General features: G+C 62.2%; 21 protein-coding genes. 9 read left to right on the forward strand and 12 right to left on the reverse strand.

All coding sequences use genetic code 11. The features are described from left to right. Window positions 1-235 precede the first annotated feature (235 nt). Window positions 236-2,341 carry a TonB-dependent receptor family protein gene (locus HGHM_RS07885; RefSeq protein WP_407635408.1) on the reverse strand — a complete coding sequence of 702 codons (2,106 nt, stop codon included), beginning with the start codon at window positions 2,339-2,341 and terminating at the stop codon, window positions 236-238. 77 nt (window positions 2,342-2,418) lie between these two features. Next, a complete protein-coding gene (locus HGHM_RS07890; protein ID WP_019140974.1) occupies window positions 2,419-3,759 on the reverse strand; it encodes a PQQ-dependent sugar dehydrogenase in 1,341 nt (446 codons plus the stop codon). Between the two features lie 150 nt (window positions 3,760-3,909). Between HGHM_RS07890 and HGHM_RS07895 the strand changes: the two genes are divergently transcribed. The 3 genes from HGHM_RS07895 to dnaK all read left to right on the forward strand — a co-directional run bounded on the left by HGHM_RS07895 (window position 3,910) and on the right by dnaK (window position 8,435). Next, complete coding sequence (locus HGHM_RS07895; RefSeq protein ID WP_019140975.1) at window positions 3,910-5,337, forward strand: NfeD family protein; 1,428 nt, start codon at window positions 3,910-3,912, stop codon at window positions 5,335-5,337. Continuing rightward, window positions 5,334-6,104 carry a slipin family protein gene (locus HGHM_RS07900; protein WP_019140976.1) on the forward strand — a complete coding sequence of 257 codons (771 nt, stop codon included), beginning with the start codon at window positions 5,334-5,336 and terminating at the stop codon, window positions 6,102-6,104. The genes HGHM_RS07895 and HGHM_RS07900 overlap by 4 nt, the downstream gene beginning before the upstream one ends. A gap of 399 nt (window positions 6,105-6,503) precedes the next feature. Beyond that, window positions 6,504-8,435, forward strand: coding sequence for a molecular chaperone DnaK (gene dnaK, locus HGHM_RS07910; RefSeq protein WP_019140978.1), 1,932 nt, complete (start codon window positions 6,504-6,506; stop codon window positions 8,433-8,435). Between the two features lie 66 nt (window positions 8,436-8,501). Here dnaK and HGHM_RS07915 read toward each other — a convergent pair whose 3' ends face one another. The 4 genes from HGHM_RS07915 to HGHM_RS07930 all read right to left on the reverse strand — a co-directional run bounded on the left by HGHM_RS07915 (window position 8,502) and on the right by HGHM_RS07930 (window position 11,668). Then, window positions 8,502-9,107 carry an HdeD family acid-resistance protein gene (locus tag HGHM_RS07915; protein ID WP_019140979.1) on the reverse strand — a complete coding sequence of 202 codons (606 nt, stop codon included), beginning with the start codon at window positions 9,105-9,107 and terminating at the stop codon, window positions 8,502-8,504. Between the two features lie 100 nt (window positions 9,108-9,207). Further along, window positions 9,208-9,537 (reverse strand): chaperone modulator CbpM, encoded by a 330-nt coding sequence (locus tag HGHM_RS22250; RefSeq protein WP_019140980.1) that lies wholly within the window; start codon window positions 9,535-9,537, stop codon window positions 9,208-9,210. Beyond that, entirely contained in the window at window positions 9,534-10,478 is a 945-nt protein-coding gene (locus HGHM_RS07925) for a DnaJ C-terminal domain-containing protein (RefSeq protein ID WP_019140981.1), read from the reverse strand. Before HGHM_RS07925 ends, HGHM_RS22250 begins: the two co-directional genes overlap by 4 nt. 257 nt (window positions 10,479-10,735) lie before the next feature. Continuing rightward, the gene (locus HGHM_RS07930; RefSeq protein WP_019140982.1) at window positions 10,736-11,668 is read right to left on the reverse strand and encodes a D-alanyl-D-alanine carboxypeptidase family protein; all 933 of its coding nucleotides are present in this window, start codon (window positions 11,666-11,668) and stop codon (window positions 10,736-10,738) included. Window positions 11,669-11,945: 277 nt separating this feature from the next. Between HGHM_RS07930 and HGHM_RS07935 the strand changes: the two genes are divergently transcribed. Together HGHM_RS07935 and HGHM_RS07940 are read left to right on the forward strand one after the other, a co-directional pair. After that, the gene (locus HGHM_RS07935; RefSeq protein WP_019140983.1) at window positions 11,946-12,911 is read left to right on the forward strand and encodes a ketopantoate reductase family protein; all 966 of its coding nucleotides are present in this window, start codon (window positions 11,946-11,948) and stop codon (window positions 12,909-12,911) included. Window positions 12,912-12,983: 72 nt separating this feature from the next. Beyond that, window positions 12,984-13,409: a DoxX family protein gene (locus HGHM_RS07940; RefSeq protein WP_019140984.1), complete on the forward strand. Its 426-nt coding sequence runs from the start codon at window positions 12,984-12,986 to the stop codon at window positions 13,407-13,409. A 12-nt stretch (window positions 13,410-13,421) separates the two neighbouring features. Here the strand turns inward: HGHM_RS07940 and HGHM_RS07945 are convergent, their stop codons facing one another. The 6 genes from HGHM_RS07945 to HGHM_RS23150 all read right to left on the reverse strand — a co-directional run bounded on the left by HGHM_RS07945 (window position 13,422) and on the right by HGHM_RS23150 (window position 21,098). Continuing rightward, a complete protein-coding gene (locus HGHM_RS07945; protein ID WP_019140985.1) occupies window positions 13,422-14,384 on the reverse strand; it encodes an alpha/beta fold hydrolase in 963 nt (320 codons plus the stop codon). 161 nt (window positions 14,385-14,545) lie between these two features. Further along, complete coding sequence (locus HGHM_RS20995) at window positions 14,546-15,553, reverse strand: ROK family protein (protein ID WP_019140986.1); 1,008 nt, start codon at window positions 15,551-15,553, stop codon at window positions 14,546-14,548. A gap of 36 nt (window positions 15,554-15,589) precedes the next feature. Beyond that, window positions 15,590-17,392: a glycoside hydrolase family 15 protein gene (locus HGHM_RS07955; protein WP_322785776.1), complete on the reverse strand. Its 1,803-nt coding sequence runs from the start codon at window positions 17,390-17,392 to the stop codon at window positions 15,590-15,592. A 30-nt stretch (window positions 17,393-17,422) separates the two neighbouring features. After that, window positions 17,423-18,220 (reverse strand): trehalose-phosphatase, encoded by a 798-nt coding sequence (otsB, locus tag HGHM_RS21000; protein ID WP_075111697.1) that lies wholly within the window; start codon window positions 18,218-18,220, stop codon window positions 17,423-17,425. A 22-nt stretch (window positions 18,221-18,242) separates the two neighbouring features. Beyond that, a complete protein-coding gene (locus HGHM_RS07965) occupies window positions 18,243-20,492 on the reverse strand; it encodes an alpha,alpha-trehalose-phosphate synthase (UDP-forming) (protein ID WP_019140989.1) in 2,250 nt (749 codons plus the stop codon). Between the two features lie 387 nt (window positions 20,493-20,879). Continuing rightward, window positions 20,880-21,098, reverse strand: a complete 219-nt coding sequence (locus tag HGHM_RS23150) for a hypothetical protein (RefSeq protein WP_148415441.1) — start codon at window positions 21,096-21,098, stop codon at window positions 20,880-20,882. Window positions 21,099-21,819: 721 nt separating this feature from the next. Here HGHM_RS23150 and HGHM_RS21005 point away from each other — a divergent pair. The 4 genes from HGHM_RS21005 (at window position 21,820) to ppnN (ending at window position 26,520) form a co-directional block, all read left to right on the forward strand. Continuing rightward, entirely contained in the window at window positions 21,820-22,317 is a 498-nt protein-coding gene (locus HGHM_RS21005; RefSeq protein ID WP_148415443.1) for a hypothetical protein, read from the forward strand. Between the two features lie 542 nt (window positions 22,318-22,859). After that, entirely contained in the window at window positions 22,860-24,302 is a 1,443-nt protein-coding gene (locus HGHM_RS07990; RefSeq protein WP_019140995.1) for an APC family permease, read from the forward strand. Beyond that, window positions 24,299-24,901, forward strand: a complete 603-nt coding sequence (locus tag HGHM_RS07995; protein WP_019140996.1) for a class I SAM-dependent methyltransferase — start codon at window positions 24,299-24,301, stop codon at window positions 24,899-24,901. The genes HGHM_RS07990 and HGHM_RS07995 overlap by 4 nt, the downstream gene beginning before the upstream one ends. A 242-nt stretch (window positions 24,902-25,143) precedes the next feature. Continuing rightward, window positions 25,144-26,520, forward strand: coding sequence for a nucleotide 5'-monophosphate nucleosidase PpnN (ppnN, locus tag HGHM_RS08000; RefSeq protein WP_019140997.1), 1,377 nt, complete (start codon window positions 25,144-25,146; stop codon window positions 26,518-26,520). Window positions 26,521-26,537 lie beyond the last annotated feature (17 nt).

A 26,537-nucleotide genomic window follows, 5' to 3' on the forward strand; every position in this document is an offset into this window, starting at 1 on the left:
GAAAGGGATCCTGCTTGCGCACGGGTACCTTTCAAGGGTGGCTAAATGATGATCACGCACTGCCCCATCTCAACCGAAGAGGCAAAGAATGTAGGGTGCACCGTGCGCACCGGAATAGCATGGTGCGCATGGCGCACCCTACTTCCTCTAACCGGGCAGCCAGGAATCCTGCCGGTGCGGGATTTCATGCCGAGCATTGCGGACGGGAGCGCGAAGCCTGCACCTTCGTTCCGTACTACCAGCCATAACTTGCAGTCACGCCCACCGTGTAATTCCTCCCGGGCGCCGGCTCGAAGAAGCGCCGGTTGCCTTCGTTGACGATCACCGAGCCGATGTACTGGCGGTCGGCGAGGTTGTCGATGCGCGCGAATTCCCGCAACTGCCAGCGGCCGGCCTGCTGTTCCAAACCGAAGCGCAGATTGGCGGTGAAGTAGGCCGACGCCGCATCGCTGTTGACGTCGTCGACATACACCTTGCCGACATATTTGCCTTCCAGCGCAGTGCTGAATCCGGACGCGGGATGGCGCCAGGACAGTTCGCCATACGCCGTCTGGCGTGGTACGCCGGGAATGCGATTGCCCGAGGGGACTTGCGTGGATGCCGAACAGGGCCCCGAGCAGAAGGGATCCGCGTAGACCGCGCGAAGCAGCGAATAGGACAGCAGCGTGCCGATGCCGTTGTTCCAGTTGCCGTCCACCAGAAGCTCGATGCCATCCCTCCTCGTCTTGCCGGCATTCTGGAACACCGCGCGGCCGCCGGTGTTCGACAACACCACCAGCTCGTCTTCCGTATCGATGTGGAACACCGCAAGGCTGGCGCGCACGCGGCTGGCGATCCTGGCCTTGACGCCGACCTCGACGTTTTCGCTGCGCGCAGGTTTCAGGCCGAAGTTGAATCCGGCTGCTGCCGGTGCGCCGGGACGGTAGGACAATTCATTCAGCGTCGGCGTCTCGAATCCCTTGCCATAGGAAGCATAGAGGTTCACTTCCCTGTTCAACCTGTAGGTTGCGCCGAGCACGGGATTGAGCGCGTGATAGCCGGCCGAGCCGCTGTCGTCGCCATTGCCCGGCGCGATATAGTGGTCATCGGAGCTGATATGCACGCTGCTGTTGCGCACGCCGGCCAGCAGCAGCCAGCGCGCAGCCGGTTCCCACTGCGCCTGCAGATACTGGTCGAAGTTCCAGGCGCGATTGTCTTCATTGCGCCGCAACCGCCCTTTCACGCCGAGCTGCCCGTCGACGAAATTTTCAAAGCCGCGTCGATCCTCATTCAGGTCGTCATAGCTGATGCCGGCGGTCCATTGCAGCGGCCGGCCCGCCCATGTGCCCTGGTAGGTCCAGCGCAGGTCCAGTCCGCCATACTGGCGCGCAAGATCGATCACGCCGCCGGCACTGGTGGGCGCCGTCTGCGCCGCGACCGGTATCGCCTGGTACTGGAGCGTGGAGCGCTCCCCGCCGTACAGCACGGCGGTGACGCTGTTGGCGGCATCCAGGATGCGCTCGTAATTCAGGCCGAACTGGTGCTGACGTACCGACTTGCGGGTATTGAACGCGAGCGCGTTCGGATCGGCGGCGCGCGGATCGGCTTCGAACTGGGCGCGGCTCAGGCCGAGCGGGTCCTGCACGTCGACCATCCGTACCGCATTGGCGACCATGGTGAGGGAAGAATCGGCATCCGGCGTGATGCGCAGCTTCACGTTCGCCCGGTCGCGCCGCACCGCGCTGTGTTCCCGGTAGCCGTCGCTGTCGAAGCGCGCCACATCCTCGACGTGGTTGATATTGCCCTGCTGGCCGGACACCTTGAAGCCGTAATGCCGGGTGCCGTAGCTGCCGAACTGGACGTATGGCGACAGCGCGAGGCCGGGTTTGCCATTTTCGGTGAACACGGATATCACGCCGCCGGAGGAATTGCCGTACAGGGCGGAAAACGGCCCGCGCAGCACTTCGATGCGCTCCGCCGAACTCAGGTCGAAATGCGAGGTCTGGCCTTGCCCGTCCGGCATGGTGGCGGGAATGCCGTCGGCATACAGGCGCACACCGCGCACGCCGAAGGTGGAGCGGGCGCCGAAGCCGCGCGAGGAAACCTGCAGGTCCTGCGCGTAGTTCTGGCGATTCTGTACCACCACGCCCGGCACGCGCACCAGCGGCTCGGACAGGTTGACCATGGGATTGTTCTGCTGGATCGTTTCCGCGCCAATGACGTCAATCGACAGCGGCAGATCGAAGCCGGGCTGGCCGATGCGCGTCGCGGTGACGACGACCGGTTCGAGGGTTCTTGCGTCAGCGCCCTCGTTCGTGTTCGCCGGAGCCGTTTGCGCATGGCAGACGGAGCCTGCGATCATGACCGGCAGCAAAAGCAGCCGCGCCATGCGGCCCGGCGCTACCGGGATTGCAGTGTTCTGCTTCTTCATGCCGCCTCTCATCGCCGGACTGGCGTCACGCGCCAGATCGTATTGCCCACGTCATCGGCCACCAGCAGTGCGCCGGTGCGGTCGACCGCCACACCCACCGGCCTGCCCCGGGCATCGCCTTCGGGGCTCAGGAATCCGGTCAGGATGTCTTCCGCGCCGCCGCTCGGCATGCCGTTGGTGAATGGGACGAAGATCACCTTGTAGCCGCTGCGCGGCTTGCGGTTCCAGGAACCGTGCTGGCCGATGAAGGCGCCACCCTCGTAGCGCTTGGGGAACAGGCTGCCCTGATAGAAGGTCAGGCCGAGCGATGCGGTATGCGCGCCGAGCGCGTAGTCCGGCACGATGGCTTTCTCCACCAGGTCCGGGCGCTGCGGCTTGACCCGGTCATCCACATGCCGGCCGTAGTAGCTGTAGGGCCAGCCGTAGAATCCGCCCTCCTTCACCGAGGTCATGTAATCCGGCACGAGGTCGTTGCCGAGTTCATCGCGCTCGTTGACGGCCACCCAGAGCGCGCCGCTTTGCGGCTGCCAGGACAAACCGTTCGGGTTGCGCAAGCCGGAGGCGAACAGGCGTGTGCTGCCCGTCGCCGGATCGATTTCGAGGATGGCGGCGCGATTGGTCTCGTTTTCAATCCCGTTTTCCGCGGCATTGCTGTTGGAGCCGACCGTCGCGTACAGGCGGCGGCCGTCACGGCTGGCGATCAGGTCCTTGGTCCAGTGGTGATTGATCGGGCCGGCCGGCAGATCGGCTACCTTCACTCCGGGCTGAGTGATCTGCGTTGCGCCCGGCGTATAGGGGAAGCGCACGACGGCATCGGAATTCGCGACATAGAAGTCATTGCCGACCAGCGCCATCCCGAAGGGAGAATTCAAGCCTTGCAAGAAGACGGTGCGCGTCTCGGGGACGCCATCGCCATTGGCATCACGCAGCAGGGTGATGCGATTGGCGCTCGGCACGCCCGCGCCTGCGCGTTTCATCACCTGCTTGGTGATCCATCCCTTGATGCCCTTTCCATCCTCGGGCTTGGGCGGGGCATTCGTTTCCGCCACGAGCACATCGCCGTTGGGAAGCACATGCAGCCAGCGCGGATGCTCCAGGCCGGTTGCAAAGGCCTGCACGGAAAAGCCGGCGGCCGCCTGCGGCTTTCCTCCCTCGGGCCAGCCTTTTGCCGGGGCAATGTTCACCGTCGGAATCATGGATTTGTCGGGTGGCGGCAGGGTTGGCTTGGGCCCGATTCCCGCCTCCACCGGCAGCGTCCGCATTTCACTGCAGCCGACGAGGATGGCGGCGGTCAGGAAAACCGCCTTCATCCATGCACTCCCGCGGCTGGACTCGGTGGTGTTGTTCATCAGGATTCTCCAGTAATGACATAGGCGAGCTTGCGCGTCTTGCGCTAGAACATAAGCAGGCAGTGGGCAACGCGTAGGATGTTCGAATCGGGCACATGTGCAAAAGGGCCTGCCACGCATTGGAATCCGTTATTGTTCAGCCGGGGACTGATGATGGAGTTGACGACGATCAATTCACGATCCTTCCGCCCCACACTGCGCGGAATCATCCGGCTGGCCTGCGGATGGTTTCTGGCTTGGCTGTCCATTGCAGCCTGGGCCGCGCCGGCGCCGGTGCTGGCTCTGACGATCGACGGGGCCATCAGTCCCGCCACCGCCGATTACGCGGTGCGCGGCATCGGCCGCGCCGAACGCGACGGCGCACAGCTGGTCGTGCTCAGCATCGACACGCCGGGCGGCCTCGACACCTCGATGCGTTCCATTATCAAGGCCATCCTGTCGTCGCCGGTCCCGGTTGCCACCTATGTCGCACCGGGTGGCGCGCGTGCCGCCAGTGCCGGCACCTATATCCTGTATGCCAGCCATGTCGCGGCAATGGCTTCCGGTACCAACCTCGGCGCGGCCACCCCGGTGCAGATCGGCGGCCCCTCGTCGCCCGCGGAACCGGGAGGTCCGACCCGCGACAAGAATGAAGGAAAGAACAACGGGGACAAGAAAACGTCGGAGGATGCCACGACTTCGCCCATGACCCGCAAGCAGGTCAATGATGCCGCTGCCTATATCCGCGGACTGGCGCAGCTGCGCGGCAGAAATGCCGAATGGGCGGAAAAGGCGGTGCGCGAAGCGGTCAGCCTGCCGGCGCAGGAAGCCCTGAAGCTGCATGTGATCGACACCATCGCCGACGATCTCCCGGACCTGCTGAAGCAACTCGACGGGCGCAAGCTCAGCGTGCAGGGTCAAGCCCGGCAACTGCATACCGCGGGCGCCGCGATTCTCCATTACGAACCCGACTGGCGCGTGCGCCTGCTGGCGGTGATCACCGATCCCGGCATTGCCCTGCTTTTGCTGGCAATCGGCATTTATGGCCTGGTATTCGAATTCATGGCGCCGGGCATGGTGCTTCCCGGCGTGCTGGGCGGCATCTGCCTGCTGCTCGCCCTGTATGCGCTGCAGCTTCTGCCGGTCAACTATGCCGGCCTCGCGCTGATCGTGCTCGGCATCGCCTTCATGATTTCGGAAACCTTCCTGCCAAGCGGGGTGCTGGGGCTGGGCGGCGTTGCCGCCTTCGTCATCGGTGCCGTGATCCTGATCGATACCGAGCTGCCGGGCTTCGGCGTGCCGCCGGCGATGATCGCCACCATCGCCCTGCTCGGCGTCCTGCTGGTACTGGGAGCTGCCGGCATCGCCATGCGTACGCGCCGGCGCAAGGTCGTGATCGGCGAAGGCGAGATGGTGGGACTGGTCGCGGAAGTAGTGGCCGCCACTTCCGACGGCGGATGGGCCCACGTCCACGGCGAGAACTGGCGGGTGACGAGCAAGACGCCCCTGCAGCCGACGCAAAAGGTGCGGGTGCTGGCGAGACACGGACTGGTGCTGAACGTGGCGCCCATCGAACATCACACAGGAGACCAGGCATGATTTTCCAGATCGGTTCCATCGTCATTGTCCTGCTGATTCTCGCGGTGCTTGGATCGGCGATCCGCATCCTGCGCGAGTACGAGCGCGGCGTCGTGTTCCAGCTCGGCCGGTTCTGGAAGGTGAAAGGACCCGGACTGGTGCTCCTGATCCCCTACATCCAGCAGATGGTGCGGGTGGACTTGCGGACCGTCGTGCTGGATGTGCCGACCCAGGACGTGATCTCGCGCGACAATGTATCCGTGAAGGTGAATGCAGTCGTCTATTTCCGCGTGGTCGATCCGCAGAGGGCCATCATCCAGGTTGCGAATTTCCACGAAGCGACCAGCCAGCTTGCCCAGACTACCCTGCGCGCGGTACTGGGCAAGCATGAGCTCGACGACATGCTGGCCGAGCGCGAGCGCCTGAACCTGGACATCCAGCAGGTGCTCGATGCGCAGACCGATGTCTGGGGCATCAAGGTAACGAACGTGGAAATCAAGCATGTCGACCTGAACGAATCCATGGTGCGTGCCATCGCCCGCCAGGCAGAGGCGGAGCGCGAGCGCCGCGCCAAGGTGATCCATGCAGAGGGCGAACTGCAGGCGTCGGAAAAGCTGATGCAGGCGGCCCATGTACTGGCCCAGCAGCCGGGTGCCATGCAGCTGCGCTACATGCAGACCCTCAGCACCATTGCCGGGGATCGCTCGTCGACCATCGTGTTTCCGCTGCCGATCGAAATGCTGGGCGGCATGGCGGAGTTTCTGAAGAAGGGCGAGCCCAAGGCATGACCGCGCTGCAAGTGCGCGTCAGCCGGGTCAATGCGAGTCGCGAAATTTTTACAAAACTGCGTACAACTTGCTTCATCGCTGCCTGAGACTTTCGCGCCCTCGATTCCGGGAAAAACAAGATCGCGGTCCATTCCCCGGCATGTATTTCCCGTCCGCACGACATCTTTTCCTGATCGAAATGCATTTGCTGGAATGGGAAGACACGGCGAGGCAGGCATGCTTCTTTCTTGAGTTCGTCTCTTTCGAAACCGGATGATGCTCCGCCCCATAAGCCGGAGCGCCTCAGTCTTGAGCCGCTCTTCAACTCCCCTGCTCTGCGGCTACACTGAAATCGGATGAGGATCGCATTCCTCTGCAGCTCCCATTGCCCATCAAGTTTTTTTCGAAGGAGAAACGATTATGGCCAAAACCATAGGCATTGACCTCGGCACCACCAATTCCTGCGTGGCTGTCATGGAAGGCGGCCAGCCGAAAGTCATCGAAAATTCTGAAGGCTCGCGCGTCACGCCATCGATCGTGGCGTACCAGGAAGATGGCGAGATACTGGTGGGCGCGCCTGCCAAGCGCCAGGCCGTCACCAATCCGAAAAACACCTTGTTCGCAGTCAAGCGCCTGATCGGACGCAAGTTCGACGAAGCGGAAGTGCAGAAGGATATCGGCTTGATGCCCTACAAGATCATCCGGGCTGACAACGGCGATGCCTGGATCGAAGTACGCGGCAAGAAACTGGCGCCTCCCCAGGTATCAGCCGAAGTCTTGCGCAAGATGAAGAAAACCGCCGAGGATTATCTCGGCGAAAGCGTCACCGATGCCGTCATCACCGTGCCGGCCTACTTCAACGATTCCCAGCGCCAGGCCACCAAGGATGCAGGCCGCATTGCCGGCCTGAACGTGCAGCGCATCATCAACGAACCGACCGCGGCGGCACTCGCCTTCGGCCTCGACAAGACCCTGACAGGCGATCGCAAGATCGCAGTGTATGACCTCGGTGGCGGCACCTTCGATATTTCGATCATCGAAATCGCTGATGTCGGCGGCGAAAAGCAGTTCGAAGTGCTGTCGACCAATGGCGACACCTTCCTCGGCGGCGAGGACTTCGACCAGCGCGTGATCAACCATGTGATCGACGAGTTCAAGAAGATCAACGGCCTCGACCTCGGCAAGGACCCGATCGCCTTGCAACGGATCAAGGCCGCGGCGGAGCGCGCGAAGATCGAACTGTCGTCCTCCCAGCAGACCGAGATCAATGAGCCGTATATCGCCATGGCCAACGGCGCACCTTTGCACCTGAACATGAAGATCACGCGGGCCAAGCTGGAATCGCTGGTGGAAGACCTGATCGAAAGGACGATTGAGCCTTGCCGCACGGCGGTCAAGGATGCGGGGGTGAAGATCTCCGACATCCAGGATGTGATCCTGGTGGGCGGCATGACCCGCATGCCCAAGGTGCAGGAAAAAGTGCGCGAGTATTTTGGAAAGGAACCGCGCAAGGACGTGAACCCGGACGAAGCAGTGGCAGTCGGTGCAGCCATACAGGGTTCGGTGCTGTCCGGCGAGCGCAAGGATGTGCTGCTGCTCGATGTAACGCCGCTGTCGCTCGGCATCGAGACCATGGGTGGCGTGATGACCAAGATGATCCAGAAGAACACTACGATTCCGACCAAGTTCTCGCAGGTATTTTCCACGGCCGAAGACAACCAGCCCGCCGTGACGGTCAAGGTCTACCAGGGCGAGCGCGAGATGGCCGCCGGGAACAAGCTGCTCGGCGAGTTCAATCTGGAAGGCATCGCGCCGGCGCCGCGCGGCATGCCGCAGATCGATGTCACGTTTGATATCGACGCCAACGGCATCCTGCATGTCAGCGCGAAGGACAAGGCGACCGGCAAGGAAAACAAGATCACCATCAAGGCCAACTCCGGCTTGACCGAGGATGAAATCCGCCGGATGGAACAGGATGCGGCCTCGCACGCGGAAGAAGACAAGCGCCAGAAGGAACTGGCGGAGTCGCGCAACCAGGGCGATGCAATGGTGCATTCCGTGCGCAAGGTGCTGGAAGAACACGGCGACAAGCTGGATGCAGGCGAACGTCAGAATGTCGAGAGCGCGATCCAGAGTCTGGAAGAGGCGCTCAAGGCGAATGACAAGTCAGCCATCGACAGCCGGATATCCGCCCTGTCGACCGCGGCCCAGAAGCTCGGTGAAAAGATGTACGGCAATGCCCAGGCCCAGCAAGCGGCGGATGCCGCAGCCCAGGGCGCCGCGGGCGCAGGCTCGCAACAGCCGCAGGATGATGTGGTGGATGCCGACTTTGAGGAGGTCAAGCACAAGTAACACACATGGCCCATGCCGGGCCGGATACTCCGGTCCGGCATGTCTTCCGCAGTGGAGCCATGCTGCTTACACCGGTCGCGGCTGCGCGGACGAAGACCGCCGGTCCGGCGTGACCCGCCTTTCTACCGGCGGGCGGCGTGCTGCCATTCCCCGGATGCGAAACGCCGCCGCCAGCAGGAGCGCGCCGGTCAGAACCGCGTAGAAGCTGATCAGCCAGATCAGCGCGAGCGCGCCTGCGCCCGGGAACAGGAACGCCAGCACGCCGAATATCACGGATGCCGCTCCGTTCAGCGCCAGCATCCATTCATGGCGGATGGCCTTGCGCAGCCGGATGGCTGCGACGATGTCCAGCATGCCCGAAACCAGCGCATTGGCGCCGATCAGCAGCACCAGCACGATTGCCGTCAGGGCTGGATGCACGGCGGCGATCACGCCGGCACCGAGGGCCGCGAGGCCCAGCATCAGGAGCAGTCCCCAGTCTTCGTGGCGCTTGCGGTTGCGCAGCGCGCCGATCACCGACACCGCTCCGCCCAGCAAGGCATAGGCGGCAAACAGCGCGATCAGCCCGAGCAGCGTCAGGCCGGGCCAGATCAGCGCAAGCACGCCGAACAGGATGGCGATGACGCCGCGCAGCGCGAGTATCCACCAGGAAGCCGAAAGTATCTGATCCATGTTGTCTTCCTCCTTGGACACCCGGATCTCGCAATCCGCATGCCAGCAGCGGTGTCTGCGATTGCTTCATCCCCGGAAACCGGCAGCGACGATCGCGACCTCAGCTGGTGTGCACCCTGCCGCGCACCGCGACCGTCGCCTGCAATTCGGTTTCTAGTTCATGGATGCGCTGCAACAGCATGAGCGCGACCGCGGTGCCATGCCGGTCCAGTTCGAAGTCTTCGCGCAAGCGCCGTGCCGTGCGCGCCACCACCACGTAATTCAGATGAAAGGAAGGCGCGGGAGCCTGGACGTCGACCGGCGTGATCACGCCCCACTCCATCAGCTCGCGCAGTTCATCCAGGGACAATCCGGACATTTCCGCAAGATGTTCGATCGAGCAGGCATCCGTCTCGTTGAGCCAGATCGGATCGGTCACCTCTATCCTCATTGTTTCGCTCCTTGCGCCGGATGCTGGCGCGGATTGAAATGCGAAGCGGCGGCGAGCTGCTCGAACAGTTCCCGCTCGCGCGCACTCAGGACTTTCGGCACGTCGATATGAACGACGGCATACAGGTCGCCCGCGCTGCCATCGGCTGCCGGCAGGCCGCGCCTGGACAGCCGCAGCTGCTTGCCCGCGCCGGTACCCGGCTGGACTTTCAGTTCGACCGGGCCGCCCAGCGTCGGCAGCTCGACCTTCGCGCCCAGGACTGCTTCCCACGGCGCCAGCAGGAGGTCGACATACAAGTCGCGTCCGCTGACCCGGTACAAGGGGTGCGGCGCGAATTCGACGACGACATACAGATCGCCGGGCTTGCCGCCGTTCATTCCGGGGCCGCCCTTTCCGGGCAGCCGCAGCCGCTGCCCGTCCGTCACGCCTTTCGGCAGGTTGATGCGGAAGTTGCGCGGCACGCGATGGGTCAGGCCGTGCTGGTCCTGCTCCGGCAGATCCACCGTGACATCGATGCCGCCGCCGCGGTAGACCTGCTCGAGCGTGACGGTCGCCCTCACTTCATAGTCCTGGCCGGGTATCGGAAAGCTGGCACGTGCGCCGCCATGGCGGCGCGCACCGGCAAAGGCGGAAAGAATATCCGCCAGATCGACATCGTCGTAGAAGGATTCTTCCCCGCCGAAATGCTGTCTCCAGTCAGGCGGCGGCGTGAACTCCTCGCCAGCCTGGCGCCTGCCGAGGCTGTCGTATTCCCTGCGCTTCTCCGGATCCTTCAGCGTGGCATAGGCTTCCGCGACTTCCTTGAATTTCTCTTCCGCCTTGGGATCCTTGGAGACGTCCGGATGATATTGGTGGGCAAGCTTGCGATAGGCTTTCTTGATGTCGGCCTCGCTCGCCGTCCGTTCAACGCCGAGAATCTGGTAGTAATCCTTGAACTTCATGGAAAGTCCTGGAAACGCGGAAGATTGGGAGTGCCAGCGGGCCGCCGCTGTTTTCTCCTTTAGTCCGCGCAAGCTTGTTCGAGTTCATGAAGCCCGGACGGCGAACGCCATCGGGGGCCGCCTGTTCGCAAGGCAGGCCTGAAAGGTGCGGGCTGTCAGGCCCGGAGGGAGACGCTTGAAAGCCTTCCGCTTCGTCGTCTGCAGGGGCGAAGCGGAAGGATGGTTCGGGAGGGATCGGTGTTGCCGGAATCCGGAATTCAGACGGTGCTGCTGTTCCGGGACGACTTGCTGCGTGTCTTGGACTTGATGGCCAGTGCGGAAGCCTTGCGGTGCTTGGCAGGGCGCGATGCATAGCGCGAGGCCCTTCTGGGTTTGGCCGCAGGCGTCCTTGCCGCAAAGAGCGGCTCTCCGGAAACATAGCGGCGCACGTTTTCCGCATCCAGGATGCGTGCCGCACTTTCCTTCGCGTTGAGCAAGACCAGCGTGACGCGCTTGCCGGCAGCTTGCATGCGCATGATCAGGCAGCGGCCTGCTTCACGGGTGAAGCCGGTCTTGGACAGGAGGATGTCCCAGCCGTCACGGCCGACCAGGCGGTTGGTGTTGTGATACTGCACCGGCTGGCCCTTGATGGCGATCTGGTCGCTGGCTTCGGTGGTGATGCTGGCGATTTCCGGGTACTGCGCTGCCGCCGTTGCCATTTTGAGCAGATCGGCTGCAGTCGAACGGTTGTTCGGCGAGAGGCCGGTCGGCTCCTCGATGACGGTGTCCTTCATGCCGAGCACAGTCAGCTTTTCCCGCACGGCGGCGACAAAGGCCGGTTTGCCGCCGGGATAAGTACGCGCCAGAGCAGAAGCCGCGCGATTGTCCGACGACATCAGGGCGAGTTCCAGGATTTCCTTGCGCGGCAGGGTCGTTCCGACCGGCACGCGGGAAGAACTGAATTTGATGGTGTCGACGTCGGATTCCTCGATGCTGATCAGCTCGTTCATGTCCAGCTTCGCATCCAGCACCACCATCGCAGTCATGAGCTTGGTGAGGGAAGCGATCGGCACCACTGCGTGGGCATTTTTTTCAACCAGGATCTGGCCGGATTCCTCGTCGAATACGATCGCATGCTGCGAGCTGAAGGGGAGCGCAAACGCGACGGCACTCTGGCTTAGCAATAAGGCGATGATTGTTTTTTTCAACATACGCAGGCGGAAGATTGGTGGGTTGTTTCGCAAGAGCAATCATAACTTGTTAATGCGACGCAACGTTGCACAATCTCATGCCGGCGTGAAATTTTTTTCGCTTTGTTGTGAAGAAGCCTTGAGGATTTTCTAATTCCAAATCCGGCCTTGTGGTACGCCTGTCTGAGGAAGAAGGCGATGACGCTTCGGCTTTCCCATTACAATCGGGCATCCTCCGGTTCCGCACCGCGGCCGGCCCCCTTCCCGATCAATCAAGACAGACAGGAGTGCATTTCCCGTGAGCGTTTCCCAAGCATCCTCCAGCCGCATCCTCGTAGTCGGTGCCGGTGCCATCGGCAGCTTCTATGGCGCGGCGCTCCAGGCGGCGGGCGCAGAAGTTTCCGTTGTTTGCCGCTCGGAACATGACGCTGTTCGCGAGCACGGATTTTTCATAGAAAGCAAGTCGCTCGGGGACCGGCATTTCCGCCCGGTGCAGACATTGCGCTCGGTGCAGGACTACCAGGGCGGCGCGCCCGATTACCTGGTACTGAGCGTCAAGGTGGTGGAAGGCACCGATCGCGCTGCCTTGATCCGCGATGCCGTCGGCCCGGACACCGTGATCGTGCTGATCGAAAACGGGGTGGAGATCGAAGCGGAAATTGCCGAAGCCTTTCCGCGCAACGAGCTCATCAGTGCCTTGGCATTCGTGCAAGTCAGCCGTACCGGGCCCGGCCGCGTGAAGCACTTCGCCTTCGGCGACCTCGCCTTCGGCAATTTTCCGAGCGGACTGTCGGAGCGCGCGAAGCGGTTGGCAGCCATGCTGGAAGCGGGTGGCATCAAGGCCAACACCACCGAGGACGTGGTGTCCGCGCGCTGGCAGAAATGCCTGTGGAATGCGGCGTTCAACCCGATTTCGGTACTGGGTGCCGTGCTCGACACCGACGACATGCTGGGCCCGCCCGACGGCGAAGCACTGGTGCGGGCCGTCATGCAGGAAATCTGCGCGGTCGCCGCGGCAACCGGCCATCCGCTACCAGCCGCCCTGCCCGAGCAATACATTTCCGCAACCCGCAAGGCACCGGCCTACAAGACCAGCATGGCGCTGGATTTCGAAAACGGCCGCCCGATGGAGACTGAAGTAATTCTTGGAAATGCAGTCAGAGCAGGTCGCCGCGAAGGCGTGCCGATCCCGCGTCTGGAGATGCTGTATTCCCTGATGAAGATGGTCGAGCGCAAGACGGGAAAGACGCCGGCGAAACAATGAGAGCGTGCCGATCCGGGCCCTTTGCGCTAACCTGAAGACGTTGGACGACTTTCATCAATAAAGGAGAACAAGATGAATCGAGGAGACACTGCAGGCGGACACACGGCCGATCTGGGCAAGCTGGTCCTGCGCCTTTTGCTAGGCGGAATTATTCTTTTCCACGGCATTTCCAAGGTGATCAGCGGCCCGGCCATGATCACGGGACTGGTGGCCAAGGCTGGATTGCCGCAGGAATTCGGCTACCTCGTGTATGTGGGAGAAGTGCTCGCGCCCCTGATGCTGATCTTCGGCGTATGGACCCGGCTGGCCGCGCTGATCATCATGGTCAACATGATCGTGGCGGTTTGGCTGGTCCACATGGGACAAATCTTCACGCTCAACGAGACCGGCGGCTGGGCACTCGAGCTGCAGGGAATGTTCTTCGGCACGGCACTGGCCATTCTCCTGCTCGGTGCCGGACGTTACAGCCTGACCGGCAGTTCCGGCAGGCTGAACTGACGGCGGGATGCTTCAGCGCGCGGCCGATTGCATGCCTGCCAATTCTCCCCGGAAGCGCAGGTAATCTTCCGCGCTCTGCTGCGGCCGCTCCACCATCGGCACATGGCCGATGCCCGGCATCACGATCACTTCCGAACGCGGCATCAGCTTGCGCAGGATCTCGGCAGTGCCGACATGAATCACGCGGTCCTTGTCACCCCACACGATCAGGGCGGGCGTTTGCAGTCCGCCGATGCGCCCTTCGATGGGATCGCGGATGAGATCCTGGAAGATGCGCTCTTCCAGACCCGCATTCCGGATCCGCTCCTGGGCCAGGATGTTCATGACGGGACGCGGGATGAACGGCGGATCGTTCATGACCAGGTCGATCAGCTTCGCATAGTCTTCTTCATCCCGGACCAGCAGCGGGTTGCGCCCGCCCTTCGCCAGCGTCTGCCCGACGTCGCTCAGTGGGGCGTTCCAGATGCCACCCGAATCGAGCAGCCAGAGGCTCGCCACTTCCTTTGGATAGAGCGCGGCATAGGCAAGCGCGATATGCCCGCCCATGGAATTCCCGCCCAGATGCGGGCTCCGGATTCCCAGCGCATGGGCCAGCATGCGGATCCGTTCCGCCTGCGCGGTGGGCCGGTAGTCTGCCTGCAGCGGGTGCGAGGATTCGCCGAAGCCGATGTGATCCGGAACGATGACCCGGTAATGCGGGGTCAGGTAGCGCGCCGTGCGCACGAAGTTGTCCTTGTTGCCGCCAAAACCGTGCAGCAGCATCAGTGCTTCGCCCTGCCCGCCTTCCAGATAGACATAGCGCAGCCCGTTTTCCAGCACGATCTCCTTGCGTTCCAGCCCGGCCCGCTGCCGGTCTGACTTGATTGCGTAGTCGGTGAGGCGCTGGAAGGTGGATGCGCAGCCGGACAGGATGAACAAGGCGCACAGGAGGGAAAGCGCTGTCGCCAGGCGCGGGACGCGGAGCAAGCGGTGCATGCAGGGTCTTCCTCGAAAAGTGATTGCGGTTGTAGGCAAGGGGTCACGCGTCGCGCAAGCGCGAAGCCATGCCATTTTTGCATCGAATCAGAAGACGATGTTGAGCCGGCGCGAAAAAACACTTGGCCGCACAGGCCAAGCTGTGGCGCCGTTTGCGAGGATTACCGGGAAAGCTGTGCCGGTGCCGAGGCGGCGAGCGTGCGCCAGGGCTCGGACGCGCTCCAGGATTCTATCCACTCGGGTGGAATGACCAGGCTGAGCGCGCCGACATCGGCCACGAAACTGCCGAGTGCCGCCGGAACGACGGATACGCCTTCCGTCAGCGCCGGCATGCGCTTCTCGAGTTCCTCCATCACTGCCGGTTTGAGCCATTCGCCGTGATGTGTCCAGATGCTGCCGCCGACAGCGAAGACGCGGGTGTCGAGTGTGGCAACAAGATTGTAGAGCGCGCGCCCGAACCAGCGCGCCGCGCTGATCGCCGCTTCTTCTGCCTGGCGGTTGCCTGCGCGCGCCTGCGCGAACAATTCCTCGGCAGACAGGTTCAGCGACTGGCCGATGTTCCGGCCCGAGATCACGGCTTCCAGGTCGCCCCGGTTGCCGCAGCCGCACAATGCCTGCGACTGCTCGCTCATCAGCATATGGCCCGCATGACCGGCATTGCCATGCTTGCCGCGCAGAATACGCCCGTCGACGCACAAGCCGAATCCGATGCCCGTGCTCCAGGTGGCATAGACGCAGTCCGGTTCATTGCGCACGGCCCCGAAGGTGCGCTCGGCCACCAGCGCCGCCACGCAGTCATTCTCGATCACGACCTTGTCGAACCGTTCCCGCAGCACCTGCTCCAGGGGAATGATTTCCCAGTCGTTCTGCAAATCCGGGCGCCGCAGCCTCCCGCCGCAGATGTTCGGCGTCGTCAGGCACACCATGCCATCGACGCGCAGAAAGGGACCGCAGGAACTCACGCCCACCGAGTTCAGCAGGCCAGGCTCCACGCCAGCCTGTTCGCAAGCCCGCTCCAGCAGGGAGAGCACCTGGTCTCCCAGCGCGCGCGCCGGTCCGCTTTTCACGGTGCGCTCGCTTACCTTGGCAAGCGGGCCTTTCGCATCCGCGATGGTCGCGGCGATCTTCGTGCCGCCGATGTCGAGTGCGCCGATATAAATGGTGTCCATTGCCGTCCCCTCTTTTCTTCGTCCGGCGCCAGCCGTTCAGTACGCCTTGTCCCATGTAATGCTCAGCCGGGCCGCGCACTGGATCAGTCCGACCATGCTGTAGGTTTGCGGGAAGTTGCCCCACAATTCGCCGGTGTCGGGGGCGACATCCTCGGCCAGCAGGCCGAGGTGGTTGCATTTGGAAAGCACGTTCTCGAACAGCTCGCGCGCCCTTTCCTTCTCGCCCAGCTGCGCGAGCGCGAGGATCCACCACAGGGTGCACACCAGAAATGCCGTCTCGGGCCGTCCGAAATCGTCCTCTTCGTCATAGCGCAGCAGGAATTGGCCGCGCCGCAGATGCTGCTCGATCGTGCGCACCGTAGCCGCGAAGCGCGGGTCGGAGGGCTCCAGGAACTGGACTTCCGCCATCAGCAGCAGGCTGGCATCGACCCGGTCGCCGTGGAAGGTCGACACGAAGCTGTTCAGATCCCGGTTCCACGCGGCTTCGCAAATCTCCGCGTGCATGCTTTCCGCATGCTGCTTCCAGTACTGCGCCCGTTCAGAAAGGCCAAGCCGCTCGGCGATGCTCCCGAGCCGGTCGCAGGCCGCCCAGCACATGATGCTCGACGACGTATGCACGCGCTGCGATCCGCGCAGTTCCCATATCCCCGCGTCCGGCACCTTGTAGCTGCGCACTGCCTGCTCCCCAAGGCGCTCCAGGTCGGCAAACATGAGCCGACCGGGCGGGCGTTCCAGTCGCGAGTCGAAGAAGGCGTGGGTGCTTGCGAGTATTGCGGACCCGAATACATCGTTCTGCACCTGGCGGTAGGCCAGATTGCCCATCCGGACCGGGCCCATGCCGCGGTATCCGGCCAGCGCAGCGGCGATGCTTTCATCGAGCTGAGTTTCGCGGCGAATGCCGTACACGGGCTGCAGCGGCGCATCGCGGGTATCGGCAATGATGTTGAGGATATATTCCAGGTAATGCTCCATGGTGTCGGTCGCGCCCAGGCTGTTGAGCGCATTCACCACGAAATAGGCATCACGGAGCCAGCAGTAGCGGTAATCCCAGTTGCGGCCGCTGTGCGGCGCTTCCGGGATCGAAGTGGTGACGGCGGCCACGATCGCCCCGGTGTCGTCGAAGGCATTCATCTTCAGGGTGATGGCGGCCCGGATCACGACGGCCTGCCACTCGAACGGGATGGCAAGGTTGCGCACCCAGCTTTGCCAGTAGCCGAGCGTGCTTTCATAGAAGCTGCGCCCGACTTCCCGCGGAGCGCCATCCACCGTTTCGTCCGGCCCCATCAGCAAAGTAATGCTGTCCTGAAGGAAAAACGGACGCTCATGCGTAATGGCCGAGACTGCCGCATCGGTAGTCAGCCGCATGGTCTGCAATGATCCGCCATAGGAGACATGGTGCGTACCGCAGCGAACCTCGGCCGGCATGCTGCCGTAATTGGCCGCGGGCCGCACCCGCAGCGCGATGCGCGGGCGTCCGGCGGTGCGGCGCACGATACGCACCAGCATCGAAGGCGCGAACAGCCTGCCGTGGTGGTAAAAGCGCGGGGCAAAATCGATGACCTCGATCCCGTTGCCCGCCGCATCGCGCATCCGGGTCTGCAGAACCGCCGAGTTGCGTTCGTACTGCTGCTCGATGGCGGCGACCCCGTCGAGCTCGATCCCGATCGACCCGAAAGCATCCTCCTCCGGGCCATCCTGCAGCAGCGAACAGCAGATCGGATCGCTGTCGAATTGGGGATAGCACCACCAGATGATGGAGGCGTTCCTGTCGATCAGCGCGCTGGTGCGCGAATTCCCGATCAGCCCGAGGTCGAGTGTTCTCATGCGGCATCCGATCAGCCAGGTGCGGCTGCCGTGACGGCAGTCCGCTCATCCATTGCTTGCGGGCTGTGGACGAATCCAGTTGCGCGCGCGTCCGGCACGCAGCCGGGCAGTCAGTTCATCCAGCAGCATCCCGATGTCCTGCCAGCGCTCCAGATACAGTTCCGCCGCGCTGCCGGCCGCCTCTTCCACCCGTACCGACAGCACGTCCGGCCGCTGGAGCCGGAACACGTCTTCGTCGGTTACGTCATCGCCGACATAAATCGCGCTGCCCGCGCCGCTGGAGCGCATGAGGTGCTCGAGCGCTTCGCCCTTGTTGCCGGCACCTTCGGGCAGCACGTTGAACACATACTTGCCGGCAATCACGTGCGGCAGCGGGTCCAGCTTTCTCAAGCGCTCTTCGAGCATGGCCTCGGCCTGTGCGGGATCCTTAGCCAGCCGGTAGTGCAGCGACAGGGAGTAGCGCTTGTCTTCAAGCCGGATGCCCTCGTCCTCGTCCAGCACATCCTGGAGTTGTCTGCTCCATTCCGCGCAAATCTGCCGGAAGCGCTGGGCGCGCGCCTCCCAGCCGGGCATGCCTTCGATGCCATGGTTGCCGAGCACGAAATCGGCATCCAGGCCAAGGCGGCTGTGAATATCCTCGACCGACCTGCCTGTGATGATCGCAACCGGCGCAAAATCGGACAAGGCGATCAGGCGCTTCTTGATGTCGCAAGGCAGGCGCGCATGGTCGGGATGCGCGACGATGGGCGCCAGCGTACCGTCGAAGTCGAAGGCACATAACAGACCGGGCTTGATGAGCTCATCAAGACGCCGCAATCCCTCCCGTGACAACAGTAAATTCATATGACCAAAGGGTGAGTGAGAATCAGACCACGCGACGCAGGGATTTCCGGCTGTGTGCGCGGATTTTTGTCATGATACGCTCGCGCTGGCGCAGGCGTGCGGCATCGAGCAACATGCGGCCGGCCCAGCGATAAATGTTGAAATCCTTTACCAGCGCACGCATGCTGCGCATGCGCTCGCGCTGTTCCACATCCGGCATCGTCAGTGCGCGGTAAATTGCTTCCGCGCCTTGCTCGACATGATAAGGATTGACGATCAGCGCTTCATGGAGTTCCCGCGCGGCGCCGGTGAACTGGCTGAGGATCAATACGCCGCGTTCATCCTCGCGCGCCGCAATGAATTCCTTGGCCACCAGGTTCATGCCATCGTGCAGGCTGGTCACCAGGCACACTTCCGCCGCCCGGAAATAGCGATTCACCTCATCCGGCTCATGATGCTCCGCCTTGAGGATGATCGGCAGATAGCTGCCATTGCCGAACCTGCTGTTGATCCGTTGCACCAGATTGCGCACTCGCGATTCGAAGTTCTGGTATTCATCCAGCGATGAGCGTGTCGGCGCCGCGATCTGCACCATGGTGAATTTGCCGATCATCGAAGGATGCTGTTCCAGCATGCGCTCCACCGCCTGGAAGCGTTCAATGATGCCCTTGGTGTAATCGAGCCGGTCGACACCGACGCCGAGCAGATGATCCGGCGGCAGGCCGAGTTCGGCACGAACCGCGACCCGGTCCTCCGCAACGGTCGACACCACGTTCTTGCTGTCCGGCCATGCAATCGAAATCGGATAATGCGCGACCTGGGTCAGCTTGCCGCCATAGGAAATGGTCGACGCCTCATGCTCGATGCGCGCTTCGAGGTAGCGGTCCACGGTTTCCAGGAAATTCTTGCAATGGAACTGAGTGTGGAAGCCGAGGATGGTACTGCCGAGCAAGCCTTCCAGGATTTCTTCACGCCACGGGCAAATGCCGAAGGATTCCGGGTTGGGCCAGGGAATGTGCCAGAACGTGATGATGGTGGCCTTGGGCAAGGCTTCGCGCACCATGCGCGGCAGGAGCGCGAAGTGGTAATCCTGCACCAGTACCACCGGATCATCGGTGCGCGCTTCCTTCACCACCGCATCGGCAAAGCGCTGGTTGATGGCTTCATAGTATTCCCAGTCGGAAGAGCGGAACACCGGACGCACGTGCGCAATATGACAGAGTGGCCACAGGCCTTCGTTGGCAAAGCCGTAGTAATAGCCCTGCTCTTCTTCCTTGGAGAGCCAGACCCGGCGCAGGGTATAGCTGGGATGGGAAGGCGGCACCGATACGCGGTCGTTGGCGTCGACTGATTCCCTGTCGGCATTGCCGCTGCCATGCGCAATCCAGGTGCCGGAGCAGGCACGCATCACCGGTTCCACCGCAGTCACCAGGCCGCTCGCGGGACGGCGCACTTCGACGCCCTTGCTGGTGCGGACATGCAGATAGGGTTCGCGATTCGATACCACCAGGATTTCATCGCCAGCGAACTCTTCGTGCAGCAGGGAACGCAGCTTGTCGGGCGTCCAGTAATGCGTGGAATCGTCACGGGTGCGGCGCTCGACATTGAACTCCCGCAGCAGCGCGCGCAGGTCGCCCTCGATCGGATGCGCCTCCGAGGAGACTGCCGGATGGGCGCGCGGGCCGGCACCGCGCAGGATGTTCTTCACGGATGACACCCAGTCACGCCAGCTGAGGTGGGCCACGAATACCGTGATCAGCGAAATCACCACGGCCATCAGCGCAAACAGCGAATAGATGTATTTCTTGGTGTCGGCGCTGCGGCGCTCGATGAAGCTCATGTCGTGCACCAGGATCAGCTTGCCGAGATGCGCCTCGTCGGAATCGAGCGAGCTTTCCGATACATGAAGCGGTCCATGCGGCAGGCGCACCAGGGACTGGCGCAACTGGTTCGGCGTCTGGGGCCCGCGGCAGCCCAGCTGCTCCGGATAAGTGGCTGTCTTGTACACCAGCCTGCCATTGGAGTCGCAGAATGCGAGGGCGTAAAGCCGTTCATCCTGCATGGCGCGGTCAAACAGCTGATTTATCTTTTTCCCTGCCTTCGCCGGCACATATTCAAGCAAGGGGTCCTGCAGGGCATTCGCCAGCGATTGCGAGCGTGTATCGAGGTCGCGCACGAACCAGCGCAGGGTAAGGTCATCGACCAGCGGTACGACAGCGTAGGCGAACAGGCCAATCACCACTGCCAGAGGCAGGACGAAACGCAGTGACAGACGAAGTAAACGGGATTGCATGGCTTTTCAGAATTCAGAAAGAAAAATGTCTGAGCCGCTCGCTGGCAGCGATCCGGACGCAAGGCGCGCGGAGCCCTGCCGGGCAGCAGGCAGACGGATGCCGCAGAGCGGCGAAGGCTTCATTGCACTCGGGCATTCGGCACCGGAATGGAACGTGCCGGGCAGATAGCGCAGGCGAATCAATGCCTTTGCAAAAGACATGCCACGCCCCGCCCTCCGTATACGGAAAGCGAGCTCCGTGGCGGCTGGCGCTGTTGAAGTCATCTGCGTATGCCAGCGAATACCGGGCTGAACCCATTTCGACCAGATGCCGGTGCGCCGGCCGCACCTAACAGCCTGCCATCGCTCATACCAGTGACGGCTTCATATGGCATGCCGGCTTGCGCCTCACGTACCATAGCGCTCCTGCAACAGGCGGTGAACGAGGTTTTCCGTTTCCTTGACGGTATCCGTACCGCCGGCATGGTCGAAAACGACAGTGTGACGGGAGGCGCTTTTCGGACAGCCATTGCTGACCGAAATGACTGCCATCAGCCTTCCTTCTTCCATTTCTTCTATCCTGGCATCTGCGTGCCAGTCTCCCAATGTATAGCTTGTGGTTTGCATTCAATATCTCCGCGATTCTTGAAAGGGGTTATGGCTGCGCATCGCCTACGCTCCGGTTTCCTGCGCCGGAGCAAAGCGGCCATGCACAGTCTCCCTTCTTTTCTAAGGTTGATACCGCATTCTGTCAGGCAAAACCCCGATCGGAAGGACTATGTTGGTTTGGAAGCGGCCAGTCTTTTCCGATCTTGCCCGTGTTCAACGAACGTCACGCCATTGCCATTGCAAGGCTGCTGTCGGCTTCTTCGGATTTCAATGACGATCCGCAGTGCAAGGCTCTCAAGGCGATTCTATTGAGAAGGCAGCACCAGGTATTGAGGAATTCGGCCTTGACAGGCTGCACCAAAACCGAAGCAAGCGCATCGTAGGGCACGCGCGGCTTTGTTGGTACAACGCAATGTGAGATGGCGCAAATACTAAGACTGCATTTCTGGAAACTGGTTCAGAAATGTAGATTGCGCTGCCGAAACCTGTCGGCGGGGAAATGACATGCAGCAGAACTGATGCATAAAGAGCTCAACATTCGCAACATGCATGCCGTTAGTGGAAATGATGGCGTTCCACGTGTGCCGATAATTGCAGGGGCATTCCTTGCCGCATCATGAATTGCGGCTTGCATCCGAAAAAGCTGGCCTGGCGCCGGCGGAACGGCAGACGACGCCAAGCCCTGCCGTGTTGCCGCTGTTAACGGCTGCCCGAACCGCTCGAGGTCCCGGAACCTGAAGTGCCGGTGCTGCCCGAGCCGGAGCTGCCGCTGCCGCTCATGCCACTCGAACCGGTGGTGCCGCTTGAGCCGGAAGTGCCGCTTGTGCTGGAAGGCGATGTGCTGCTGGACGACGAGCCGGAAGAACCGGGCACCATACCCGGTGGGCATGGATTCGCGCCGGAAGAAGACGAGGTGCTGGCCCCGGTGGAACCTGCCGATGCGGAGCTCGGTACGCAATCCGAAGCGCCTGAAGACCCGGAAGTGCCGGAGCTGCCCGATGTTCCCGAAGAGCCGGATGTACCCATGCTGCCTGATGTACCGCTGCTGCCCATACCTGAGCCGCCAGAGGTGCCCGAGCTGCCGCTGCTGCCCGATGTACCGGAACTGCCGCTGCTGCCGGACATGTCAGAAGTGCCGGTGGGAGAAGACGACCCGCCGCTGCTCATGCCTGAGCTGCCGGAAGTGCCGGAGCTGCCCGACGATCCGCCGCTCGTGCTCGATGCTCCGGAAGGATAGCTGCTGCCAGCGGCGCCCGGGCTGCCGGAACTGCCGGTGGAGCCTGTTCCCGGAGTCACGCTCGAGCCGCTCGAGCCCGTGGATGAACCGGAACTGCCGCTACTGCCCATGCTGCCGCTGCTGCTTTGCGCAGTCGCGATTCCAGCGGCGCTCAGCAGGGAAATGAAAAACACCAATGACGATTTCTTCATATTGCCTCCAAGTACAGGATAACTAGGATGGCTCCGGCAAAATGCCGAAGGTAAGCTTTAGACTCGGCAGCGGATGCGGGTTCGCTGATTTGTTGACATTTACAATTTGTAAAAACTTTACTGAAACTTTCTGCGCGTCCTGCCGATAGAGAATCCGCTCCCATTTGCTCCGTGCCGGCGCCCGGCAAGACCTTCCTCGAAATTACCTTGCTTCCTGGCCCTGCACGAACCGCCCCGGTTTGAGCAGGCGCGAGCCCGCTCCAGATTGGCGAAACTTTTTCCCGTGCCCTCCCTCGCACGCGGATACTCGCGCACTGAAACGGGAGCCAGGCATACCCGCCACAGCCCATCATGAGCCAGTTGCCTTACCTGACGACGAAGAAGACCGGTCCGGCGGAAGCGGGCAAGACCGCCGGGCCCCAACGCATGATCGGACTGCGCGAAACCATCGCACTGATCGTAGGCGTGGTTGTCGGCGCGGGCATCTTCAAGGCACCCTCGGTCGTGGCAGGCATGACTGGCACGCCTGCGTCGATGTTCGGCGCCTGGGCGCTCGGCGGCCTGATGTCGCTGATCGGAGCGCTGTGCTACGCGGAACTGGCGACCGCGTACTCGCATGCCGGCGGGGAATATCACTTCCTTCGACGGGCCTTCGGGCCCTCGGTATCCTTCCTGTATGGCTGGGCGCGCTTTTCTGTCATTGCCACCGGATCGATCGCCCTGCTCGCCTTCGTGTTCGGCGATTACATGAGCCAGCTGCTGCCGCTTCCCGGGCTCGCCCAGCAGCATGCTTCCGCAATGTATGCCGCGCTTTCCATCGTCCTCCTGTCGTGGCTCAACCTGCGCGGCCTGAAGGCCGGCACGTTCGCCCAGACCTGGCTGACCGCGGCCGAAGTGTGCGGGCTCTTGCTGATTGTCGCGGCGGCACTGTTCCTTGGCGACAGTGAGCCGGCAGCATTACCCGCCGCTGCATCTGCGCAGCCGCCGTCGTTTGGCCTGGCAATGGTGTTTGTCCTGCTCACCTATGGCGGCTGGAATGAAGCCGCCTACATCAGTGCGGAAATCAAGAACTTCCGGCGCGACATGGTGAAGGCACTGGTGCTGTCGATCCTGGTCATTACCCTGCTCTACCTGCTCGTGATATGGGCCTGCTGGAGAGGGCTCGGCATGGCAGGCATGGCGGCATCGGACGCCATTGCCGCCGACCTGCTGGCCGCCGCCTTCGGTCCCGTGGGCAGCAGTCTCGTCTCGCTGCTGGTGGCGATCTCCGCTTTGACCTCGATCAATGCGACCATGATCGTCGGTGCGCGTACCAGCTATGCGCTCGGGAGGGACTGGCACGCATTGCGGCGGCTCAGCCTCTGGGACGAAACGCGCGGCACGCCGGCCAATGCCATGCAGGTCCAGTGCCTCGTGGCCCTTCTGCTGGTACTGGCGGGCGCGTGGACCGGCAGCGGATTCCGCGCGATGGTCGAATTCACCGCGCCCGTATTCTGGACCTTCTTCCTGCTGTCCGGCCTGTCACTCTTCGTGCTGCGCTTGCGTGAACCGGGCACCGAACGCCCGTTCAAGGTGCCGCTGTTTCCTCTGCTGCCGGCCCTGTTCTGCGTGACCTGCGGCTACATGCTGTGGGCCAGCCTCTCCTATGTATATAGCCAGTCGCTGGGCAGCCTGAACGCGGCATGGGTCGGCGTCGCGGTGCTGGCACTCGGCCTCATCATCCTCGCATGCATGCGCCTGCGGTCAAGGCATGCCTTTACCCAAACCGAAGCTACCAAAGGAGAACAATCATGAATACCAGGCTTTCCTTCCACACGAAACGCCAGTCATCCATGACCAGTACGCTGGCAATGCTCGCACTGCTGGCATGTGCGTGGATGACGACTGCGCTCGCCCAGTCTTCATCCGATCTGAAGCTGGACGTGCCTTATGTTCCGACTCCACGGCCGATCGTCGATCGAATGCTCGACATGGCAAAGGTCGGCAAGAATGATGTGCTGTACGACCTCGGCTGCGGCGACGGGCGCATCGTCATTACCGCCGCCAAGGAACGCGGCGCCCGCGGCATCGGCATCGACCTGAACCCGCAGCGCATCGAGGAAGCGAAAGCCAATGCCCAGGCGGCAGGCGTCAGCAACAAGGTAAAGTTCATGGTCGGCGATTTGTTCAAGGCGAATTTCGCCGATGCGGATGTGGTGACGCTGTATCTGCTGCCCAGCGTCAACAGAGAGTTGCGCCCGCAACTCTGGAAGCAGCTGAAGGTAGGAGCGCGCGTCGTCTCCCACGACTTTGACATGGGACCGGAATGGCCGCCGGAGAAAGTCGAAAACATAGGCGGCAAAACCCTGTATTACTGGACGATCACGCCGGCCAACAAGGCTGCCGTTTCCTGAAGCTCCTTCCAAACGCTCTTCCCCCTGACAGGCGCCGGCAAGCACATTCCGCAGCACCACGTGCTTGCCGGCGCTGCGGTTTACGCTGATTTCTTTGTGCGCGTTACATGCCGTTCCGGCAGGATCCGGCGACGGAAAAGTGCGGTTCAGAAACGTCCTGAAAAAATATCGCCGCACGTCCTCGTGCAAAGACCGGCCTTAATCGGCTACATTATTCCGTACCTCAATCAAGAAGACGATTTATGGACCAGGACCATTATGTAGTGGATGCGGTAGTTGCCCCCGAAGGGCGGCTCGAAGTTCTTTCCAAATCGGAAGTAAGCAAGTTGCGGGACGCCAGCCAGGGCGGCTTGTATAACGTCTTCCGCAACTGTGCACTGGCGGTACTGAACACCGGCAACAACATCGACGACGGCAAGGAATTGCTGGAACGCTTCAAGTCCTTCGACATCACCATCCTCCAGCGGGAACGCGGCATCAAGCTCGACATCCGGGGCGCACCAGCCCGCGCTTTTGTCGATGACAAGATGATCAAGGGCATTCACGAGCATCTGTTCTCCGTGCTGCGCGACGTCATCTTCATTTACGATGAAATTCACGGCAACCCGAAGTTCGATCTGAACTCATCCGAAGGCCTGACCGATGCGGTCTTCCACATCCTGCGCAATGCGAACGTGCTGAAGCCGATGACCAATCCGAACCTTGTGGTGTGCTGGGGCGGACACTCGATCAGCCGCGAGGAATACGACTACACCAAGCAGGTCGGATATGAGCTCGGCCTGCGCGCGCTGGATATCTGCACCGGCTGCGGCCCGGGCGCGATGAAGGGGCCGATGAAGGGGGCCACGATCGCCCATGCGAAACAGCGCATCGCCAACGGCCGCTATCTCGGTTTTTCCGAGCCCGGCATCATCGCCGCCGAGGCGCCGAATCCGATCGTCAACGACCTGGTGATCCTGCCCGACATCGAGAAGCGGCTGGAAGCCTTTGTGCGTACCGGCCACGGGATCGTGGTATTTCCGGGCGGCGCGGGGACTGCCGAAGAAATCCTGTACATCCTCGGCATCCTGCTGCATCCCGACAATGCGGACCTGCCCTACCCGCTGGTATTCACCGGGCCGGCCAGCGCGGAAGCGTATTTCCGCCAGATCGACCAGTTCATCGGCGCCACCCTGGGACAGGAAGCGCAGCGGCGCTACAAGATCATCATCGACGATCCGGTAGGCGTGGCGCAGGCCATGCAGTCAGGCATCCGGCAGGTGCGTGAATTCCGCAAGGAGCACAGCGATGCCTATTACTTCAACTGGCGCCTGAAGATCGACCACGAATTCCAGGTGCCCTTTTTCCCGACGCATGAAAACATGCGCAACCTGCGGCTGAAGAAAAACCAGGAACGGCATCTGCTCGCAGCAAACCTGCGGCGCGCCTTCTCCGGCGTGGTGGCGGGCAACGTGAAGGACCAGGGCATACGCGCAATCGAACAGTACGGGCGCTTTGAGATCCATGGCGACGCCAGCATCATGGACCCGATGGATGCGCTGCTGGCTTCCTTCGTGGCGCAGCACCGGATGAAATTGCCGGGCAAGAAATACAATCCCTGCTACACCATCGTCAAATAGGCGGGGGCGCCGCCTGG

The sequence above is a fragment of the Noviherbaspirillum massiliense JC206 genome (assembly GCF_000312045.1).
Taxonomy (GTDB): Bacteria; Pseudomonadota; Gammaproteobacteria; order Burkholderiales; family Burkholderiaceae_D; genus Noviherbaspirillum; species Noviherbaspirillum massiliense.

Bases quoted from the DNA above. Each gene is read 5' to 3' on its own strand.
- HGHM_RS07995 (WP_019140996.1), top strand. From the start codon at position 24,299: ATGAATACCAGGCTTTCCTTCCACACGAAACGCCAGTCATCCATGACC.
- HGHM_RS23150 (WP_148415441.1), bottom strand. From the start codon at position 21,098: ATGCAAACCACAAGCTATACATTGGGAGACTGGCACGCAGATGCCAGG.
- HGHM_RS07990 (WP_019140995.1), top strand. From the start codon at position 22,860: ATGAGCCAGTTGCCTTACCTGACGACGAAGAAGACCGGTCCGGCGGAA.
- HGHM_RS07885 (WP_407635408.1), bottom strand. From the start codon at position 2,341: ATGATCGCAGGCTCCGTCTGCCATGCGCAAACGGCTCCGGCGAACACG.
- HGHM_RS07930 (WP_019140982.1), bottom strand. From the start codon at position 11,668: ATGTTGAAAAAAACAATCATCGCCTTATTGCTAAGCCAGAGTGCCGTC.
- ppnN (WP_019140997.1), top strand. From the start codon at position 25,144: ATGGACCAGGACCATTATGTAGTGGATGCGGTAGTTGCCCCCGAAGGG.
- HGHM_RS22250 (WP_019140980.1), bottom strand. From the start codon at position 9,537: ATGAGGATAGAGGTGACCGATCCGATCTGGCTCAACGAGACGGATGCC.
- HGHM_RS20995 (WP_019140986.1), bottom strand. From the start codon at position 15,553: ATGGACACCATTTATATCGGCGCACTCGACATCGGCGGCACGAAGATC.
- HGHM_RS07965 (WP_019140989.1), bottom strand. From the start codon at position 20,492: ATGCAATCCCGTTTACTTCGTCTGTCACTGCGTTTCGTCCTGCCTCTG.
- dnaK (WP_019140978.1), top strand. From the start codon at position 6,504: ATGGCCAAAACCATAGGCATTGACCTCGGCACCACCAATTCCTGCGTG.
- otsB (WP_075111697.1), bottom strand. From the start codon at position 18,220: ATGAATTTACTGTTGTCACGGGAGGGATTGCGGCGTCTTGATGAGCTC.
- HGHM_RS07890 (WP_019140974.1), bottom strand. From the start codon at position 3,759: ATGAACAACACCACCGAGTCCAGCCGCGGGAGTGCATGGATGAAGGCG.
- HGHM_RS07925 (WP_019140981.1), bottom strand. From the start codon at position 10,478: ATGAAGTTCAAGGATTACTACCAGATTCTCGGCGTTGAACGGACGGCG.
- HGHM_RS07900 (WP_019140976.1), top strand. From the start codon at position 5,334: ATGATTTTCCAGATCGGTTCCATCGTCATTGTCCTGCTGATTCTCGCG.
- HGHM_RS07945 (WP_019140985.1), bottom strand. From the start codon at position 14,384: ATGCACCGCTTGCTCCGCGTCCCGCGCCTGGCGACAGCGCTTTCCCTC.
- HGHM_RS07915 (WP_019140979.1), bottom strand. From the start codon at position 9,107: ATGGATCAGATACTTTCGGCTTCCTGGTGGATACTCGCGCTGCGCGGC.
- HGHM_RS07940 (WP_019140984.1), top strand. From the start codon at position 12,984: ATGAATCGAGGAGACACTGCAGGCGGACACACGGCCGATCTGGGCAAG.
- HGHM_RS07895 (WP_019140975.1), top strand. From the start codon at position 3,910: ATGATGGAGTTGACGACGATCAATTCACGATCCTTCCGCCCCACACTG.